General features: G+C 74.6%; 13 protein-coding genes. 2 read left to right on the top strand and 11 right to left on the bottom strand.

The annotated features are described in order from the left end of the window. Positions 1-14 precede the first annotated feature (14 nt). From ACZ7HQ_RS18000 to ACZ7HQ_RS17980, 5 genes are all read right to left on the bottom strand, one after another. Positions 15-1,580 (bottom strand): phytoene desaturase family protein, encoded by a 1,566-nt coding sequence (locus ACZ7HQ_RS18000; protein ID WP_470990494.1) that lies wholly within the window; start codon positions 1,578-1,580, stop codon positions 15-17. Between the two features lie 105 nt (positions 1,581-1,685). Further along, positions 1,686-3,863, bottom strand: a complete 2,178-nt coding sequence (locus ACZ7HQ_RS17995; protein ID WP_470990492.1) for a serine/threonine-protein kinase — start codon at positions 3,861-3,863, stop codon at positions 1,686-1,688. 116 nt (positions 3,864-3,979) lie between these two features. Then, the gene (locus ACZ7HQ_RS17990) at positions 3,980-4,822 is read right to left on the bottom strand and encodes an oxygenase MpaB family protein (protein WP_470990490.1); all 843 of its coding nucleotides are present in this window, start codon (positions 4,820-4,822) and stop codon (positions 3,980-3,982) included. A 9-nt stretch (positions 4,823-4,831) separates the two neighbouring features. Continuing rightward, positions 4,832-6,010 (bottom strand): acyl-CoA dehydrogenase family protein, encoded by a 1,179-nt coding sequence (locus tag ACZ7HQ_RS17985; RefSeq protein WP_470990488.1) that lies wholly within the window; start codon positions 6,008-6,010, stop codon positions 4,832-4,834. Between the two features lie 136 nt (positions 6,011-6,146). Then, positions 6,147-6,518, bottom strand: coding sequence for a four-helix bundle copper-binding protein (locus tag ACZ7HQ_RS17980; protein WP_470990486.1), 372 nt, complete (start codon positions 6,516-6,518; stop codon positions 6,147-6,149). A 1,121-nt stretch (positions 6,519-7,639) separates the two neighbouring features. Here ACZ7HQ_RS17980 and ACZ7HQ_RS17975 point away from each other — a divergent pair. Further along, positions 7,640-8,005 (top strand): DUF6479 family protein, encoded by a 366-nt coding sequence (locus ACZ7HQ_RS17975; protein WP_470990485.1) that lies wholly within the window; start codon positions 7,640-7,642, stop codon positions 8,003-8,005. A gap of 49 nt (positions 8,006-8,054) precedes the next feature. Here ACZ7HQ_RS17975 and ACZ7HQ_RS17970 read toward each other — a convergent pair whose 3' ends face one another. Continuing rightward, positions 8,055-8,510 (bottom strand): RpiB/LacA/LacB family sugar-phosphate isomerase, encoded by a 456-nt coding sequence (locus ACZ7HQ_RS17970; protein ID WP_470990483.1) that lies wholly within the window; start codon positions 8,508-8,510, stop codon positions 8,055-8,057. 308 nt (positions 8,511-8,818) lie between these two features. Between ACZ7HQ_RS17970 and ACZ7HQ_RS17965 the strand changes: the two genes are divergently transcribed. Further along, positions 8,819-10,111, top strand: coding sequence for a cytochrome P450 (locus tag ACZ7HQ_RS17965; RefSeq protein ID WP_470990481.1), 1,293 nt, complete (start codon positions 8,819-8,821; stop codon positions 10,109-10,111). A gap of 6 nt (positions 10,112-10,117) precedes the next feature. On the opposite strand, the gene ACZ7HQ_RS17960 is transcribed toward ACZ7HQ_RS17965, so the two are convergent. The 5 genes from ACZ7HQ_RS17960 to ACZ7HQ_RS17940 all read right to left on the bottom strand — a co-directional run bounded on the left by ACZ7HQ_RS17960 (position 10,118) and on the right by ACZ7HQ_RS17940 (position 15,219). Then, positions 10,118-11,668: an ANTAR domain-containing protein gene (locus tag ACZ7HQ_RS17960; RefSeq protein ID WP_470990479.1), complete on the bottom strand. Its 1,551-nt coding sequence runs from the start codon at positions 11,666-11,668 to the stop codon at positions 10,118-10,120. A 124-nt stretch (positions 11,669-11,792) separates the two neighbouring features. Beyond that, positions 11,793-12,257, bottom strand: coding sequence for an STAS domain-containing protein (locus ACZ7HQ_RS17955; protein WP_470990477.1), 465 nt, complete (start codon positions 12,255-12,257; stop codon positions 11,793-11,795). Positions 12,258-12,384: 127 nt separating this feature from the next. After that, the gene (locus tag ACZ7HQ_RS17950; RefSeq protein WP_470990475.1) at positions 12,385-13,293 is read right to left on the bottom strand and encodes a glycosyltransferase family 2 protein; all 909 of its coding nucleotides are present in this window, start codon (positions 13,291-13,293) and stop codon (positions 12,385-12,387) included. Beyond that, positions 13,290-14,231, bottom strand: a complete 942-nt coding sequence (locus ACZ7HQ_RS17945; RefSeq protein WP_470990473.1) for a glycosyltransferase family 2 protein — start codon at positions 14,229-14,231, stop codon at positions 13,290-13,292. Before ACZ7HQ_RS17945 ends, ACZ7HQ_RS17950 begins: the two co-directional genes overlap by 4 nt. After that, positions 14,221-15,219: a glycosyltransferase family 9 protein gene (locus ACZ7HQ_RS17940; protein WP_470990471.1), complete on the bottom strand. Its 999-nt coding sequence runs from the start codon at positions 15,217-15,219 to the stop codon at positions 14,221-14,223. Before ACZ7HQ_RS17940 ends, ACZ7HQ_RS17945 begins: the two co-directional genes overlap by 11 nt. Positions 15,220-15,233 lie beyond the last annotated feature (14 nt).

The following is a 15,233-nucleotide window of genomic DNA, read 5'->3' as shown; positions in this document are numbered from 1 at the left end:
GGGCTGTCGACGCGTCAGGCGGTGGCCTCCAGGACGGCCATCGCCGCGTTGTGTCCCGGTACGCCGCTCACCCCTCCCCCGCGCACCGCCCCCGCACCGCACAGCAGCACGTTCCGGTGCCGGGTCTCCACGCCCCAACGCCCCGTGTCCTGCTGGGCGTACGGCCAGGACAGGGCACGGTGGAAGATGTTGCCGCCGGGCAGCCGCAGGTCCCGTTCGAGGTCGAGCGGGGTCTTCGCCTCGATGCAGGGGCGCCCGTCGGCGTCGGTGGCCAGGCAGTCGGCGAGGGGTTCCGCGAGGTGGGCGTCGAGCTGGGCGAGCGTGGTCTTGAGCAGTTCCTCGCGTACACCGTCGTTGTCGCGGTCGAAGAGCCGGGCCGGGGTGTGCAGGCCGAACAGGGTGAGCGTCTGGTAGCCGCGCGCGGCGAGGTCGGGGCCGAGGATGGTGGGGTCGGTCAGGGAGTGGCAGTAGATCTCCGAGGGCGGGACGGCGGGGAGTTCACCGGCGGCGGCCTGGGCGTGGGCGGTGGCGAGCTGCCGGTAGCCCTCGGCGATGTGGAAGGTGCCGGCGAAGGCCTCGCCCGGGTCGACGGCCGGGTCGCGCAGCCTGGGCAGCCGGGTGAGCAGCATGTTGACCTTGAGCTGGGCGCCCTCGGCGGGTTCGGGCACGGCGTCACCGGTGAGCGTGGCGAGTTCCTGCGGGGAGGCGTTGACCAGGACGTGCCGGGCCGCGGCGACGCCTTCGCCCTCGGCTGTGCGGTAGGTGACCTCGGCGGTGTGCCCGTCGGTGGCGATCCGGACCGCCTCGTGCCCGGTCACGATCACCGCGCCCGCCGAGCGGGCCGCGGCGGCCAGGGCGTCGGTGAGGGCGCCCATGCCGCCGACGGGCACGTCCCAGGCACCGGTGCCGCCACCGATGACGTGGTAGAGGAAGCAGCGGTTCTGGGCGAGGGAGGGGTCGTGGGCGTCGGCGAAGGTGCCGATGAGGGCGTCGGTGAGGACCACCCCGCGCACGAGGTCGTCCTGGAAGTTCTCCTCGACGGCGACACCGATGGGCTCCTCGAACAGGGTTCGCCAGGCGGTGTCGTCGTCGATGCGGCGGCGCAGCTCCTCGCGGGTGGGCAGGGGCTCGGTGAGGGTCGGGAAGACGCGCTCGGCGACGCGGGTGGTCATGCCGTAGAAGCGCTGCCATGCCGTGAACTCGCGGTCCCCGCCGGTCAGCCGGGCGAAGGCCGCCCGGGTGCGCTGGTCGCCGCCGCCGACGAGCAGTCCGGTGGGCCGGCCGTCCCGCTCGGCCGGGGTGTACGAGGAGATGGTGCGGGAGCGGACACGGAAGTCCAGTGCGAGGTCGCGCACGATCTTCTGGGGCAGCAGGCTGACCAGGTAGGAGTAGCGCGAGAGCCGGGCGTCGACACCGGCGAACGGGCGGGTGGAGACGGCGGCACCGCCCGTGTGGTCCAGCCGTTCCAGCACCAGCACCGAGCGGCCGGCCCTGGCCAGGTAGGCCGCGGCGACCAGGCCGTTGTGTCCACCGCCGACGATGACGGCGTCGTAGGTGCGGGTGTGCGCGTTGGCAGGCATGGTCCTTCGTAACACGTGATGATCCACGACGACCAGAGGCGGGCCCGGCCCGGTCACCTCGCACCCGCGGTGGCCGGCGAGCCATCCGGGCCGTCGGCGGTGCCTTCAGGCCTCGTCGGGCGTGTGGCGGCGGAGCACCGCGACCCTGCGGTACAGGTCGGCTGCCTCGCCGCGGCGGCCGAGTCGTTCCAGGCAGTGCGCCTCGTCGCTGCGGCCGGCCAGGGTGTCGGGGTGGTCCGGGCCGAGGATCTGCTCGCGGGTGGCGGTGATCCGCCGGTACTCCGTGAGGGCTTCCGCCCAGCGGCCCAGCCAGCCGAGGGCGACCGCGACCTCACGGCGGCTGACGAGCGTGTCGGGGTGCGCGGGCCCCAGGGTCTGCTCGCGGAACAGGCACACCTCCCGTGCCTCGGTCAGGGCGTCCTCCCAGCAGCCGAGACGGCCGAGGCTGACCCCGAGCCCGTGCCGGGCGCGCAGGGTCTCGGGGTGGGTGGGGCCCTGGACGCGGGTGCGGTCCCCGATCAGCTCCCGGTACACGCGCAGGGCGTCCGCGCTGCGGCCGAGCCGGCCGAGGCTGAGCGCGGTCTCGTAGCGGGCGGCGAGCGTGTCGGGGTGGTCGGCGCCGAGGACGCGCGTTCGGGCCTCGGCGACCTCGCGGTAGATGCGCAGCGCCTCCTCCCAGCGACCCGACTGGCCTTCGGCGTAGGCGACTTCGCAGCGCGAGACCAGGGTGTCGGGGTGGTCGGCACCGAGCACCCGGGCCCTGGCGGCGGCCACCTCCAGGGCCGTACGGCAGGCGTCGTCCAGCCGGCCGAGGCGGCCGAGGGTGCAGGCGAGGTTGTGGCGGCAGCGCAGGGTGTCGGGGTGGTCGGGGCCCATGACGCGCACCCGGGCGGCCAGCACCTCCGCGTACACCTGGTGGGCCTCGAAGTGACGGCCCAGCCGGCCCAGCGCATAGGCCGTCTCCTGGCGGGCGGCGAGCGTGTCGGGATGGTCGGCGCCGAGGACGCGGGCTCTGGTCTGAGCGAGGTCCGTGTAGGCGGCCAGCGCCTCGGTGACCCGGCCGGTGCGGAGGAGGGCGAAGGCGGCCTCGTAGCGGCCGGCCAGGGTCTGGCGGTGGCCGGGCCCGAGGAGCGCGGGGCGCTCCACGGGGGGTGCGGTGCCCTCCGCGGGCCGGGCGGGGCGCTCCGCGGGGAGGGGCGGTACGGGGCGTCGGGCGTCCGCGGTCGCGTCGTGGCCGGCCGTGCCCCGCGGCGGAGCCGCGAGCCGACGGGGCGCCGCCCATCGGCCCGACAGGGCCGCGCCGGGGTCCGGGGGCAGCGTGCCCAGCGCGGCGCCGAGCGCCTTGTGTCCGGTGGTCATGCCCCGGGTCCATGACGGCAGCCGGGCCGCGCCCTTCGCGTCCCGGAGCTCCACGGCCGTGACGGAGGCGGCCGGCGCGCGCCCCTCCCGGATCCGCCGGACCAGCTCCCCGGCATCGTGGGGCCGTTCCGCGGGCTCCTTGGCCAGCAGGTCGAGGATGACCCTCTCGAGGTGGCCGGGGAGCTCCGGACGCCGTTCGCGGGGCGGCCGGGGCGGGGTGTCGCGGTGGCCGATGAGGATCGCCCAGGCGTCCTCCAGGTCGAACGGCGGTGCTCCGGTGGCGATTTCGTACAGCACGCAGCCCAGCGAGTACAGGTCGCTGCGCCGGTCGACCTCGCCGCCGCCGATCTGCTCGGGCGACATGTAGTGCGGGGTGCCGAGGGCGACGCCGGTGCCGGTGAGCCGGGTGGTGAAGCCGATGTCGTGGCCGAGGCGGGCGATGCCGAAGTCGCAGATCTTGACCGTCCCGTCGGCCAGCCGCACGATGTTGGCCGGCTTCAAGTCACGGTGTACGACACCCTGTTGATGGGTGTAGGCGAGAGCCGCGGCGACCTGGGCGGCGATGTCCACGACGTCGTCGACGGGCAGCGGATGCCCCTTGTTGTCCTCCAGCAGCCGGCTCAGGTCGCGGCCCTCCAGCAGCTCCATCACCAGGTACGGGACCCCGTCGGACTCGCCGAAGTCGTGGACGACCGTCACCCCGCGGTGCGAGAGGGCGGCCGCCACCCGGGCCTCCCGGCGGAACCGCTCCCGCAGCACACGGCTGAGGGACGGATCGTGGTACGGGCCGAGCGGCTTGAGGCACTTCACCGCGACCTGCCGGCCGAGGGACTCGTCCCGCGCCCGCCACACCTCACCCATCCCGCCCCGCCCGATCAGGTCGAGCAGCCGGTACCGGTCCTGGACCAGCCTGTTCTCCCCCATAGCGATCCGCCGCCCCGTCGCCGTCCGCCCCGCTGCCGGGAGTCCGCCGCGGACGGTGCCCGCCCCCCAACGCGTCGGCCTGCCCCGCGCCACCCCTGCTCGCCCAGTATGGCGGCCTATCGTCCAACTTTGTACGGTGCCGGACGCGCCGCGGGACCGAGCCTCGCCATGGCCCGCAGGATGTGTTTGGGCGGCAGCTGCCAGCGCACACGTGCCGGAACGCGGCGCAACAGGGCGCCCGTGGCCCGCAGCCGGCGGGTGACGACGGCGGGTGCGGGGGCCGGTCTGCCGTAGAGCTCGTGGGCGTACGGCGGCAGAGCGGCGTAGGCCAACTGCGCCACACGCCGCCACAGCACCTCGCGCGCCGGGACGAGGAGGGGATGCGTCGGCGGACGGAGCAGAAAGTCGTCCACCTCGCGTGCCTCGGGTCCCACCGCGAGCTCCCCGCGCACCGTGCCGAAGTACTCGGCGAGTTCGGCCCGGCTCGCCGGTGCGTGCGCCGGGTCCAGGCCCACCAGGCGCGCGCTGACCCGGTGTTCGGCTATGTACCGGTCGGCCTGGGCGTCGGTGAGCGGGAAGCCGGAGCGGCGCAGCACGTGCAGATAGGAGTCGATCTCCGCACAGTGCACCCACAGCAGCAGCGCGGGCTCGTCGATGCCGTACCGCTCGCCGGTGCCGGGGTCGGTCGCGGTCAGCATGCGGTGGATCTTCCGCACCCGGGCGCCGGCCCGCTCCGCGGCCTCGGTGGTGCCGTACGTCGTCGTACCGACGAAGTTGGCGGTGCGCATGAGCCGGCCCCAGGCGTCGCGCCGGAAGTCGGAATTCTGCATGACGCCGCGGACGGCGCGCGGGTGCAGGGCCTGGAGGTAGAGCGCACGGACTCCGGCGACCCACATCATGGGGTCGCCGTGCATCTGCCAGGTCACGGAGTTCGGCGTGAACAGCCCGGGGTCGCCCATGCCCGCAGGCTAGCGCCGCACCCTGGGCATCCCCAGGCCGATCCACGAGATGATCTCGCGCTGGATCTCGTTGTTGCCGCCGCCGAAGGTGAAGATGACCGCCGAGCGGTAACCGCGCTCCAGTTCGCCGTGCAGGACGGCGCCCGCCGAGCCCTCCTTCAGCGGTCCCGCGGCGCCGACGATCTCCATGAGCCAGGCGTAGGCGTCGCGGCGGGCCTCGGAGCCGTAGACCTTGACGGCGGAGGCGTCCTGCGGGGTGAGCGTGCCGTCCTGGACGGCCGTGACCATCTGCCAGTTCAGGAGTTTCAGGGCGTCGAGCCGGGTGTGGGTACGGGCGAGCAGCCGGCGCACCCAGCCCAGGTCGGCCACGCGACGGCCGTCGGCGAGCTTGGTGTCCATGGCCCAGCGCTGGACGTCGTGCAGGGCGCGGACGGCCATGGTGCCGTGCGCGGCGAGGGTGACGCGTTCGTGGTTGAGCTGGTTGGTGATCAGCCGCCAGCCCTGGTTCTCCTCGCCGACGCGGCGGGAGACGGGGACGCGGATGTTCTCGTAGTAGCTGGCGGTGGTGTCGTGGGAGGCGAGCGTGGTGATGAGCGTGCAGGAGTAGCCGGGGTCGGAGGTCGGCACCAGCAGCATGGTGATGCCCTTGTGCGGCGGGGCGGCGGGGTCGGTGCGCACGGCGAGCCACACCCAGTCCGCGGTGTCGCCGTTCGTCGTCCAGATCTTCTGCCCGTTGACGACGTACTCGTCCCCCTCCCGTACGGCCCTGGTCCTGAGGGAGGCGAGGTCGGTACCGGCGTCCGGTTCGCTGTAGCCGATGGCGAAGTCGATCTCGCCGGAGAGGATGCGCGGGAGGAAGTACGCCTTCTGCTCCTCGGTGCCGAACCTCATGATCGTCGGGCCGACCGTGTTCAGCGCCATGAGCGGCAGGGGTACGCCGGCCTGCGCGGCCTCGTCGAAGAAGATGAACTGCTCCATCGCGGTCATGCCACGCCCGCCGTACTCCTTGGGCCAGCCGACGCCGAGCCAGCCGTCCGTGCCGAGCCGGCGGATGGTGTCGCGGTAGAACCGCTTCTGCGCGGCCGGGTCGGCGTACCGGGCGTAGGCGTGGTCCGGAACCAGTTCAGCGAAGTAGGCGCGCAGTTCGGCGCGCAGTCGCAGCTGCTCGGGCGTGTGGTCGAGGTGCACGGCGCCTCCAGGCTCCCCAAGGGCGGTCCTGACGGCGCACACCGTAGAACGTGTTTCAGAAATAGGGAATGACGTGTCCCTCGGAATTCCGGGCGGCGACGCGGGGTCCGGGCTCCGTGCGAGGTGTGCGGGAAGGTCAGACGAGACTCCGCAGGAAGTCCGAGCAGGCGTCGGCGCAGGCACGGCAGGCACCCGCGGCCGACTCGGCGCCGGGCTGGCCGTCGAAGGCGCGCGCGCACTCCAGGCAGGCGGAACGGCACCAGTCCAGCCGGGCCCGGATCTCGTCCTCGTCCTGCCGGCTCTCCTCGCACAGGACACGGCACGTGGAATCGCAGACCTCGGCGCACATGATGCCCAGCCTGCGCACCCGCTCCTGGCGCTCGGTGCCGTCCGGGTCGACGAGGCTCGCGCGCACCGCACAGGCCCGGGCGCACTCCGTGCAGGCCTGCGCACAGGCGAAACGGTCCTCCAGGAACCGGTACAGCTGCTGCGAAGTCGGCGTCGTCACAGGGTGCGGGTAGCCGGGGCACGAAACGGCAAACCACCACGCGGGGCGGAGGGCTGCGGTCGGGCGGGGGTGGTGCGGGGCCGAGGGCTCCGCCGGTCGGGCGGGGGTGGTGCGGGGCGGGTCATCCGGCGGATGCGGGCTCACGGGGGGCGTCATGGGCCCCTCCCCGTGGCGGGAGCCACCGGGGTCCTTGGCGGGTGGGGCCACTGGAGCCGGTCCGGTAGCGCCGCACGTCGGGGTCGCTGGACCGTCGCGCGGGACGGGACCGCCGGCAACTCGGGTCGGTGCGCGCCGAGAGCGCCGGGGCGTGGCGCGGCCCGGGACCGCCGGGGCCTCGGACCACCGCACACCGACACCGCCGGACCGCCCCGCGGCCTGAAGCCGCCGGAACCTCGGACCGCCGCACACCGACACCTCCGGGCCGCCAGGCGCCCTCGGATCGCCCCACACCGATGCCGCTGGACCCGCCACGCAGCCTCCGACCGCCAACGCCTCGGACCGCCATACACCTGCTCCCGGACCGCCAGGCGGCCTCGGACCGCCGCACACTGATACCGCCGGGCCGCCACGCGACCTGAAGCCGCCGGGATCCCGGATCGCCACACATTGACGCCGCCGGACCGCCCCACGGCCCGGAACCGCCAGGACCCTCGGACCGCCGCACACCGACACCGCCAGGCCGCCAGGCGCCCTCGGATCGCCCCACACCGATGCCGCTGGACCCGCCACGCAGCCTCCGACCGCCAGCGCCTCGGACCGCCATACACCTGCTCCCGGACCGCCAGGCGGCCTCGGACCGCCGCACACTGATACCGCCGGGCCGCCACGCGACCTGAAGCCGCCGGGATCCCGGATCGCCGCACATTGACGCCGCCGGACCGCCCCACGGCCCGGAACCGCCAGGACCCTCGGATCGCCGCCACGTCGACGCCGTCGGGCCGTCGTACAGCTCCCGGGGCGGGTGGGAATCCGGGGTCACCCTGCGCCGAGGCCGCCAGGGCTACCGGGGCCGCCAGGGTCGCCGGGGCTGCCGGAGCCGGCACGCAGGATGGCCGGCGTTGCCGTGCGGCGTTACGCATTGTGTCCGGTTCGTCCGGTTCTGGGTGGGGTATTCCTGTCCTATGAGTACCGCATCGATGCAGCTGGCCGCAGCGAGCGGCCTGATGAGCCTCGTCTTGTTCATCGTGGCCGTGGGCGTCCTGGCGCTGCTCGCCGGCGGCTTCTGGATGAACTCCCGCGTCAAGTACCGCGAGTCCCCCCGGCCGCGACCCGAGGAACAGCCCAAGCTGCCGCCGGACGGTCCGGTGCGCGAAGTCCGGGAGAACAGGGAGTCCCAGGAGGTTCCCCAGATCCCCAAGGGCGGCCGCCCGCTCACCCCGTACGAGCTGAGCAACATGGACTCCAGGCCGAGCGCGTCGAAGGATCGGCCGCGCTGGAGCCGGGGATCCAGCGGCTCGTTCGGCGGCGGCGGCCTGGGCGCCCACTGACACCGGGTGCCTCCAGCCGGCCCGGCCCGCGCCGGGCCGCCATACGCGCCTAGGAGTCCTTCCGGGCGGCGTCCAGGCGGCCGACGTGGGCCACGTTCCGCCGGTCCTCGGGATCCTGGCTGGGCTGCGCCGCGAACCAGGCTTCGAGGATCTCCTTCAGCAGCGGTTCGGAGGTCAGGCGCAGACTCAGCGCGAGGACGTTGGCGTCGTTCCAGCGGCGCGCGCCGTCCGAGGTGACGGCGTCCGTGCACAGCGCCGCGCGGACGCCGGGCACCTTGTTGGCCGCGATGGACGCGCCCGTGCCGGTCCAGCAGCAGACCACCGCCTGCTCGGCGACGCCCTCGGCCACGTCCCGGGCAGCCGCCTCCGAGCAGACCGCCCACTGCGCGTCGGCGCCCGGCCGCAGGGCGCCGTACGCCCGCACCTCGTGGCCACGCCGCTGCAGCTCGGCGACCAGGAGACGGGCCACGGGTTCGTCCATGTCGGAGGAGACGGAGATTTTCATGGTTCTCACCGTAGAGGCGGCGGCTCGCGAAGCATCCCGGGAAGGCGACTTGATCACCTATACCAGTTGAGCAACATATATGGCTTATAGGCCAGATGTGGCAATATGGGGAGGGCTCAGAGAGGCGAGAGGAGTGCACCATGATCGCCAAGCTGCTCGGCAAGCTGTCCTTCACCCGCCGCTACGGTGCGTACGGGGAACACGACTGGGATGCGTACGCCGGCAACGACTAGGTCTGACAGCACCGCCGGAGGGCGCCCCCGGGCGCCCGCCGGCTCCTGGCCTCCAGGTGCGATCCCATGGGCCGAATGAACGAGCCGCCTCGGTTGCCCGAAGGCAGCTTCGCGGCCTGGAGCCGCGACCGGCTGGCAGTGGCGCGCCGTGGTGCGGACGAGTGCGGGGACGTCTGGCAACTGGAGCCGGGTGTCTACGTGGCCGCTACGGCCGGGCCGTGTGAAGCGGTCCTCCGGCGCGCGCAGGACTTCCCCAAGGCACCCTCGCCCCTCTTCCCGCCGTTGAAGCGGTCGAGCCGAGCACCGACGCCCGAGGAGCGTACGCGCGCTCACGCCGCCCGCATGCGCGGACTGCGCGCGCACGCGGTTGCAGCCCGCATCGGTGAGATCGCGCCGGGGGCCGCGCGATGTGCCGAGCAGTGGCCCACCGGCGAGGATGTCGAGGTCCTGCCGTTGGTCCGGCACGCCCTGGCGGAGATCGGCGTGCGCTACCTCTTCTCCGACGACGCTCCCGCCCTGCTGCCCTTCGCCGCGCAGCTCTTCCTGGCCCGGGAGGTGCTCGTACGCCCCTCGCGCTGGGTATGGCCGCGCTGGGTCCCCACTCCGGCACGGCGGTTCCGTACACGGCAGCAAGTCGCCTTCACCAACGCTCTGCAGCCCATCGTCCGCCGGCGCCGTTCATCGGGCCGGCTCGGTGACGACATGCTGGGGCAGATGCTCCAACCCTCCTCGCGCTACGGCCTCCTGCCGGAAGAGGCCGTCATCGACACCCTTCCCGGAATCACCGTCGCCACGTTCGAGACACCTTCCCGCGCGGCCGGATGGATCCTGCTCCACCTGGCCCGGCACCCCGAGGCAGCGGACCGCGTCGCGGCCGAGGCCGCCCTGCTGCCCGCGGACCCGGCCGCGACGACCAGCGCCCACCTCGACAGCCTGCGATACACCCAGGCACTGGTACGCGAGGTGCTCCGGCTGCACCCCCCGAGCTGGCTGCTGACCCGGCACGCCACACAACAGACCCAGCTCGCCGACTACACCATCGACGCCGGGTCCACCGTTCTCGTCTGCCTCTACACCGCGCACCGCGACGCGCGGGAACACGCCGAGCCGGACCGGTTCCGGCCCGAGCGCTGGCTCGATGACGCGGGCTCGCCGGCACAGCCCGGGGTCTTCCTCCCCTTCGGTACAGGGCCGCACGGCTGCGAGGGCACCGCACTGGCCATGGCGATGCTGACGCTCCTGACGGCGCAGACCGCCCGCTGCTACCACTTGAGCGAGCCGCCCGGACCGGAACCCGGCTACCAGGTCGCCACCTTCGGTGGTCTCGCACCTGTCGGCCTGCGCCTGCGCGCCACCTCGCGCGACTGAGGGCCGTCAGGGATGGTCGGGGCGCTGCGCCGGAGGCACGCCGCCGCCCTCGCCGCCGCCCTTCTTGCCCTTGTCCGAGCCGTGCGGGCGGGCGCCCGCGTCCCGGTTGGCTTCCTGGCGGGCCTTCAGCTCGCCGCTGTCCTGCGGGGTTGCCGCTCCCTTGTCACTGCGCCGCTGTTCGGGCTCCTGCGGATTGGACATGAGCCGGACTCCCTCCGGATGGTGCGTGCTGCGTGCGCCGTCCGGGTTCCCAGGGCGGCGCGGGTCACCCTCACCGTCCTCGGCGGATGCGGGGGATGCGGCGGACGCGGGGGATGCGGAACCGGTCGCCGCCCGGTGGAGGTGTTCGAGGGCGTCCAGGAGCACCGAGCGGTGGTACCAGCTCAGCCACGCCGCCGTGTCGCAGGCGAGCAGGCCGAGGGCCTCGGCCTGGGCGGTGGTCGGCCGGTGCCCGGCGTCGGGCCAGTGCAGGGTGATCACGCCGGTACAGGAACCGGCCGAGGACAGCACCGGGACGCTCTGCAGGGCGCCGGTGCCCGTGGTCAGCAGGGCCCGCCGGAACTCCTCGGAGAGCAGCGCGTCAGCGGTCACGTCGGGCACGCTCACCCGGCGTCCGCGCAGCCGGGCCACCGCGTCGGCCGTGCCCTCGTCCCGGCCGCGCACGAGGTGGTCGACGAACGTCTCCGTGCAGCCGTGGTGCGTCTCCAGCATCAGCGTGTTCGCGGCCGGGTCGACGAAGCGCACGTACCCGGCGGGCGCCCGCCCGATGGCCAGGGCCTCGCGCAGCACGGCGTCGATCATCTGTCTGCGGTAACGGGGGTCCCGGCCGTCACGGGCCAGGATCCGCAGTTGCGGCAGTGGCAGGGAGCGACGGCCGGGGAACCACACCTCGCCGTCCGGGGGCCGGGCCACCACCACGGCGGAGACGAGGACGCGCAGCGGCACGTTGAACCGCTGCGAAGCCTCGCGCAGCACCCGGAAGGCGCTGCCGGAGTCGGACAGGCCGTAGCGGACCATGAGCACGCCCTGCGCCATGCCGATGACCGGGGCGGTGCGGACCCGGGCGCGCAGCGCGCGGACCTCCTTGCGCAGGTCCTCGTAACTGGGCCGCAGCGGATCCGCCATCTGTGACCGCCAGGCGGGCAGGTCCTCCATGCGGGAGGCGGCGCGGGCCAGCTCCCGCAGCGCCTCGTCGAGGGTGGCGTAGAGCCGGACGCCGTGCAGGCGGGCCAGGTGCACCGCCTCGCGCACTCCGGGGCGGGCGCGGACGATGATCAGGTCCGGGCGTCCGGTGCGCGCCCGGGTCGTCTCGCTGAGCGCATGCAGCACGGCGGCGCCGCCGAGCTGCACATGGGCCATGTCGAGGACGGGCCGCAGTCCCGCGCCGTCCGCCTTTTCGAGGTGGCCGCGCAGCTCCGCCGACCAGGCCTCGGCTCCCGCCGCGTCGAGGCTGCCCGACATGCGCAGCAGCAGCGCTCCCTCGGCGGGCAGTCCCTCGACGACGGACGACTCGATGACGAGCGGGGCCGGGGCGGCGGGCGGCTCGGAAGGATTCATGGCATCACCCGGATCAGGACGTCACAAAGGGCCCGAACGGCCTCTCCCCGACCACTGTGCACGGTAGGTGCCCGACCCGCGATCGCGCCATGCACCGCGCCGGACGGCGTACCGGCAGCTCTTCTCAGCAATCGGTACCGCCGGGCAGCGGGCTGGTGCGCCGGGCGGCCTGAAGGGGTTCCTGCAGGGAGCTCAGGGCGGAGGTCATCGTGGCGTGGGCCCGCACGCCGGGCAGCCCCGCGGCGCGCAGCGCCTCCCGTACGTGCGGCCGGGGCTGTACGACGGGCAGGGCGCGGCCGGAGAAGGCGAGGACCCCGGTCGCCCGGTCCATGGACCGCACCGCGGCCGCGCACGCGAGATACAGCTCGGTCATGTCCAGCACGGGGTGCTCGCCGGCTTGTTCGGCCTGGGCGATGTGCTCGGCGAGCGCCACGGAGAACTCCCCGGCGTTGGAGGCGTCGATCGTGCCCCGGGCCTTCAGGACGCTGACCGCGCCGGCCTCGGGCCGGTGCTCGTGCACGGTCTGCAGGAGCAGCGGGGCCGGGCCGCCGGGGCGGACCCGGGCGCGGGGGCGCAGACCGTCGTCCATGGGGAACGGCCTTCCTGGGTGGGGAAGGATCAGGATCAGCCAGCCGCGTCTTGACCGGGGAGTTCACTGTGCCTGCGCCCCGCGCCCCGCGCAACGACTCGGCCCGGGCGTGTCGCACCTCGTCCGTTCAGCCGACATACCGCCGTGCGGGTGAACTGCGGCGAGCCCGCTCCAGTGCCGCGAGCCGGCGTTCCAGGTCCGGCGGTACCGGGTCCCGCTGGCGCAGCACCCACGGGAGTCCGGCGGTGGCGTGGGCGAACGCGCGCGCCGAGGCGGCGTCCCGGGGCACGGTCCGCAGCAGGTGTCCGGTGCGGCGCAGCGCCGGGAGCAGCGGGCGGCGCAGCCAGGTGAACCACAGCGTGTTGCGCAGTCCGAGGACGCGGCGCGCCGTGCTGTCGCGCAGCCGGGAGGCGTGGTGGTGGACGGTGAGTTCCTCGGCGTAGGCGAGCCACCAGCCCTGGCGCAGCAGGTCGCAGGCGAGCAGTTCCTCCTCGCCGCCGAGCCACAGGCCGGGGTGGAAGCCGCCGCCCGCCCGGAAGGCCTCGGTGCGCAGGACGGTGGCCGCGGCGAGGAAGGAACCGAGGGCGGGTCCTGGGAGCCAGTCGGGTCCGGGCAGCGGGGAGTCGCGCAGTTCGCCCACGACGGGGTCCTCGGTGCCGTCGGGTTCCACGACGATCCGTGCGGTGACGGCGGCGAGCCGCGGCCGGGCGTCGAGCAGGTCGGCGGCGCGGCCGAGGCTGCCGGGCTCCCACCAGGTGTCGTCGTCGCAGAAGGCGACGTAGGGGGTGCGGACCTGCCGGACGGCGAGGTTGCGGCCGATGGCCCCCAGGTTGCGGCCGGGGCACAGCAGCCTCACCGCGGGGAACTCGTCGGTGATCGCTTCGGCCGTGCCGTCGGTCGAGGCGTTGTCGGTGACGATCACGCGGGGGCGCTCGGGCAGGCGGTGCAGCAGGGCGAGGGTGCGCAGCAGTTCGTCGCGGCGGTTGTGGGTGATCACGACGACGGTCGTACGGTCGTCGGGGGCGGTCCGGGTCATCGCGCGGCGTCTTCCTGCGGGCGTCCGGCCGCCTGCCGGTCGAGCAGGCGGGCGGCGTGTTCGACGTGCGGGGGCAGGGTGCGGCGGCGGGCCAGGGCGGCCGGGAACCGGGCGAGCGTCTCCTTCATCGCGCGGCGCGCACCCGGGTGGCCGGCCACGGCGGCCAGGGCGAGGTCGGTGCCGGCCCGCAGGGCCACGGGCCAGGGGCGGCGCAGGCAGGTGGTCAGCACGTGGTTGCGCCGCACGAGGAAGGGGCGGCCGGTGCGGCCGTGGTCCTCGGGGTGGTGGTGGGCGCGCAGCGCGGGTTCGTAGGCGACGCCCCAGCCCTTGGCGGCAAGGTCGTAGGCCAGCAGGGTCTCCTCGCCGCCGAAGAAGAGCAGCGGGTGGAAGCCGCCGGCGGCGAGGAAGGCCTCTCTGCGTACCACACAGGCGCAGCCGAGGAAGCCGAGCACCGGGCGGCCGGGCAGGTCGGGCTCCAGGGGCAGGGGCGAGTCGGCGAGGACGGCGTTGAGGGGGTCCTCGGCGGACTGCTCGCCGACCAGGGTGCGGGCGGCGAGCAGTCCGAGCCGGGGGTGGGAGTCGAGCAGGTCGGCGGCGCGGCCGAGGCTGCCCGGCTCCCACCAGGAGTCGTCGTCGCTGAAGGCGACATAGGGGGTGCGGGCGTGCCGGACGGCCAGGTTGCGGCCGACGGCCCCGGTGTTGGCGGCGGGCCGCAGCAGGCGGGTGAGCGCCGGGTGACCGCGCACGGCCCTGCGGGTGGTGTCGTCACGGGAGTTGTCGACGACGATGACCGGCGGCCGCTCGGGCAGCTCGGCCAGTGCGTCGAGCGTGCGCAGCAGGCTGGCGGTGCGGTCGCGGGTGATGACGGCGACGGTGATCCGCGGGTCCCGCACCGCGGTGCCCCTGCGGGTGCGGCCGGTGGCGGGCTCAGTGGGCATGTGCCGCCTCCGGTCCGGGCTGCCCGGGGCCACGGCCGCCCGGGCCGAGCAACGCCAGGCAGGCCGCGGCAACCTCGCCCGAGCGGATGCCCAGGAGGCGGGCGTCGGGAGTGCGGCCGTGCGGGTCGCCGGGTGGGCCGGGCCTCCACAGGGCCAGGTGACTCGGGCTCGGCGGCGGACCCCACAGCCGCGGCGAGACAGGCCCGAACAGGGTGACGGAACGGGTGCCGTGGGCGACCGCGAGGTGCGCCAGGCCGGTGTCGCCGCTGAGCACGAGCGACGCCTCGGCCACCAGCGCGGACAGCTCCCCGTACGGCAGCCCCCCGGCGAACACGTCACGGGCGTGCTGTCCACCGCGCTCGGCGACCGAACGCACCAGGGCGTCCTCGCCGGGCCCGCCCGTGAGTACGACGTGGTGTCCGGCCGCGCGCAGGCACCGTACGACGGCGGCGTACCGCTCCCCCGGCCAGCGGCGCGAGCCGGAGGCCGCGCCGGGGTGCACGACCACCGCGCCCGGCGCCGGGGACCGCGTCCCTGGCCGGGGCAGGCGCAGGTCCAGGGGGTCGGCCGGGATGCCGTAGGCCTGCAGGAAGGCGCACCAGCGGTCCCGCTCGTGGGCATGGGCCTGCCAGCGCGGGCCGTCCGCACCGGCGTGGGCGAGCAGCCTGCGGGGCCGTACGGCCGCGAGGGCGTCGCGGCTCTCGGGGCCGTTGCCGTGCAGGTCGATCGCCACGTCGGGCGGCGGGCCGGTCCAGTGGGTGAGGGACGGCACCGCCCGCCCCGGGGCCTCGGCCGGGAACACGGCGTCGATCGCCCCGGTGGCCAGCGCCGGTTCGGCGAGGCCCGGCGGCAGGGCGAGGACGATCCGGTGGCCGGGAAAGGCCCGCCGGATGCCGCGCAGCGCGGGCACACCGGCCAGCAGATCACCGAGTCCCAGCGCACGCAGCACCAGGACGGCCGGGGGGTGGTACGAGGGTGTGCGGGTCACCGAGTGGGTCCTCC

This window comes from Streptomyces sp. NPDC037290 (genome assembly GCF_055603245.1).
The sequence above is the reverse complement of the archived record's forward strand: the minus strand, read 5'-3'. Positions and strand labels throughout refer to the sequence as shown.

Excerpts from the sequence above, each read along its gene's own strand:
- ACZ7HQ_RS17970 (WP_470990483.1), bottom strand. The coding sequence starts at position 8,510 with ATGAAAATCTCCGTCTCCTCCGACATGGACGAACCCGTGGCCCGTCTC.
- ACZ7HQ_RS17955 (WP_470990477.1), bottom strand. The coding sequence starts at position 12,257 with ATGGACGACGGTCTGCGCCCCCGCGCCCGGGTCCGCCCCGGCGGCCCG.
- ACZ7HQ_RS17990 (WP_470990490.1), bottom strand. The coding sequence starts at position 4,822 with ATGGGCGACCCCGGGCTGTTCACGCCGAACTCCGTGACCTGGCAGATG.
- ACZ7HQ_RS17975 (WP_470990485.1), top strand. The coding sequence starts at position 7,640 with ATGAGTACCGCATCGATGCAGCTGGCCGCAGCGAGCGGCCTGATGAGC.
- ACZ7HQ_RS17960 (WP_470990479.1), bottom strand. The coding sequence starts at position 11,668 with ATGAATCCTTCCGAGCCGCCCGCCGCCCCGGCCCCGCTCGTCATCGAG.
- ACZ7HQ_RS17950 (WP_470990475.1), bottom strand. The coding sequence starts at position 13,293 with ATGACCCGGACCGCCCCCGACGACCGTACGACCGTCGTCGTGATCACC.
- ACZ7HQ_RS18000 (WP_470990494.1), bottom strand. The coding sequence starts at position 1,580 with ATGCCTGCCAACGCGCACACCCGCACCTACGACGCCGTCATCGTCGGC.
- ACZ7HQ_RS17995 (WP_470990492.1), bottom strand. The coding sequence starts at position 3,863 with ATGGGGGAGAACAGGCTGGTCCAGGACCGGTACCGGCTGCTCGACCTG.
- ACZ7HQ_RS17945 (WP_470990473.1), bottom strand. The coding sequence starts at position 14,231 with ATGCCCACTGAGCCCGCCACCGGCCGCACCCGCAGGGGCACCGCGGTG.
- ACZ7HQ_RS17965 (WP_470990481.1), top strand. The coding sequence starts at position 8,819 with ATGAACGAGCCGCCTCGGTTGCCCGAAGGCAGCTTCGCGGCCTGGAGC.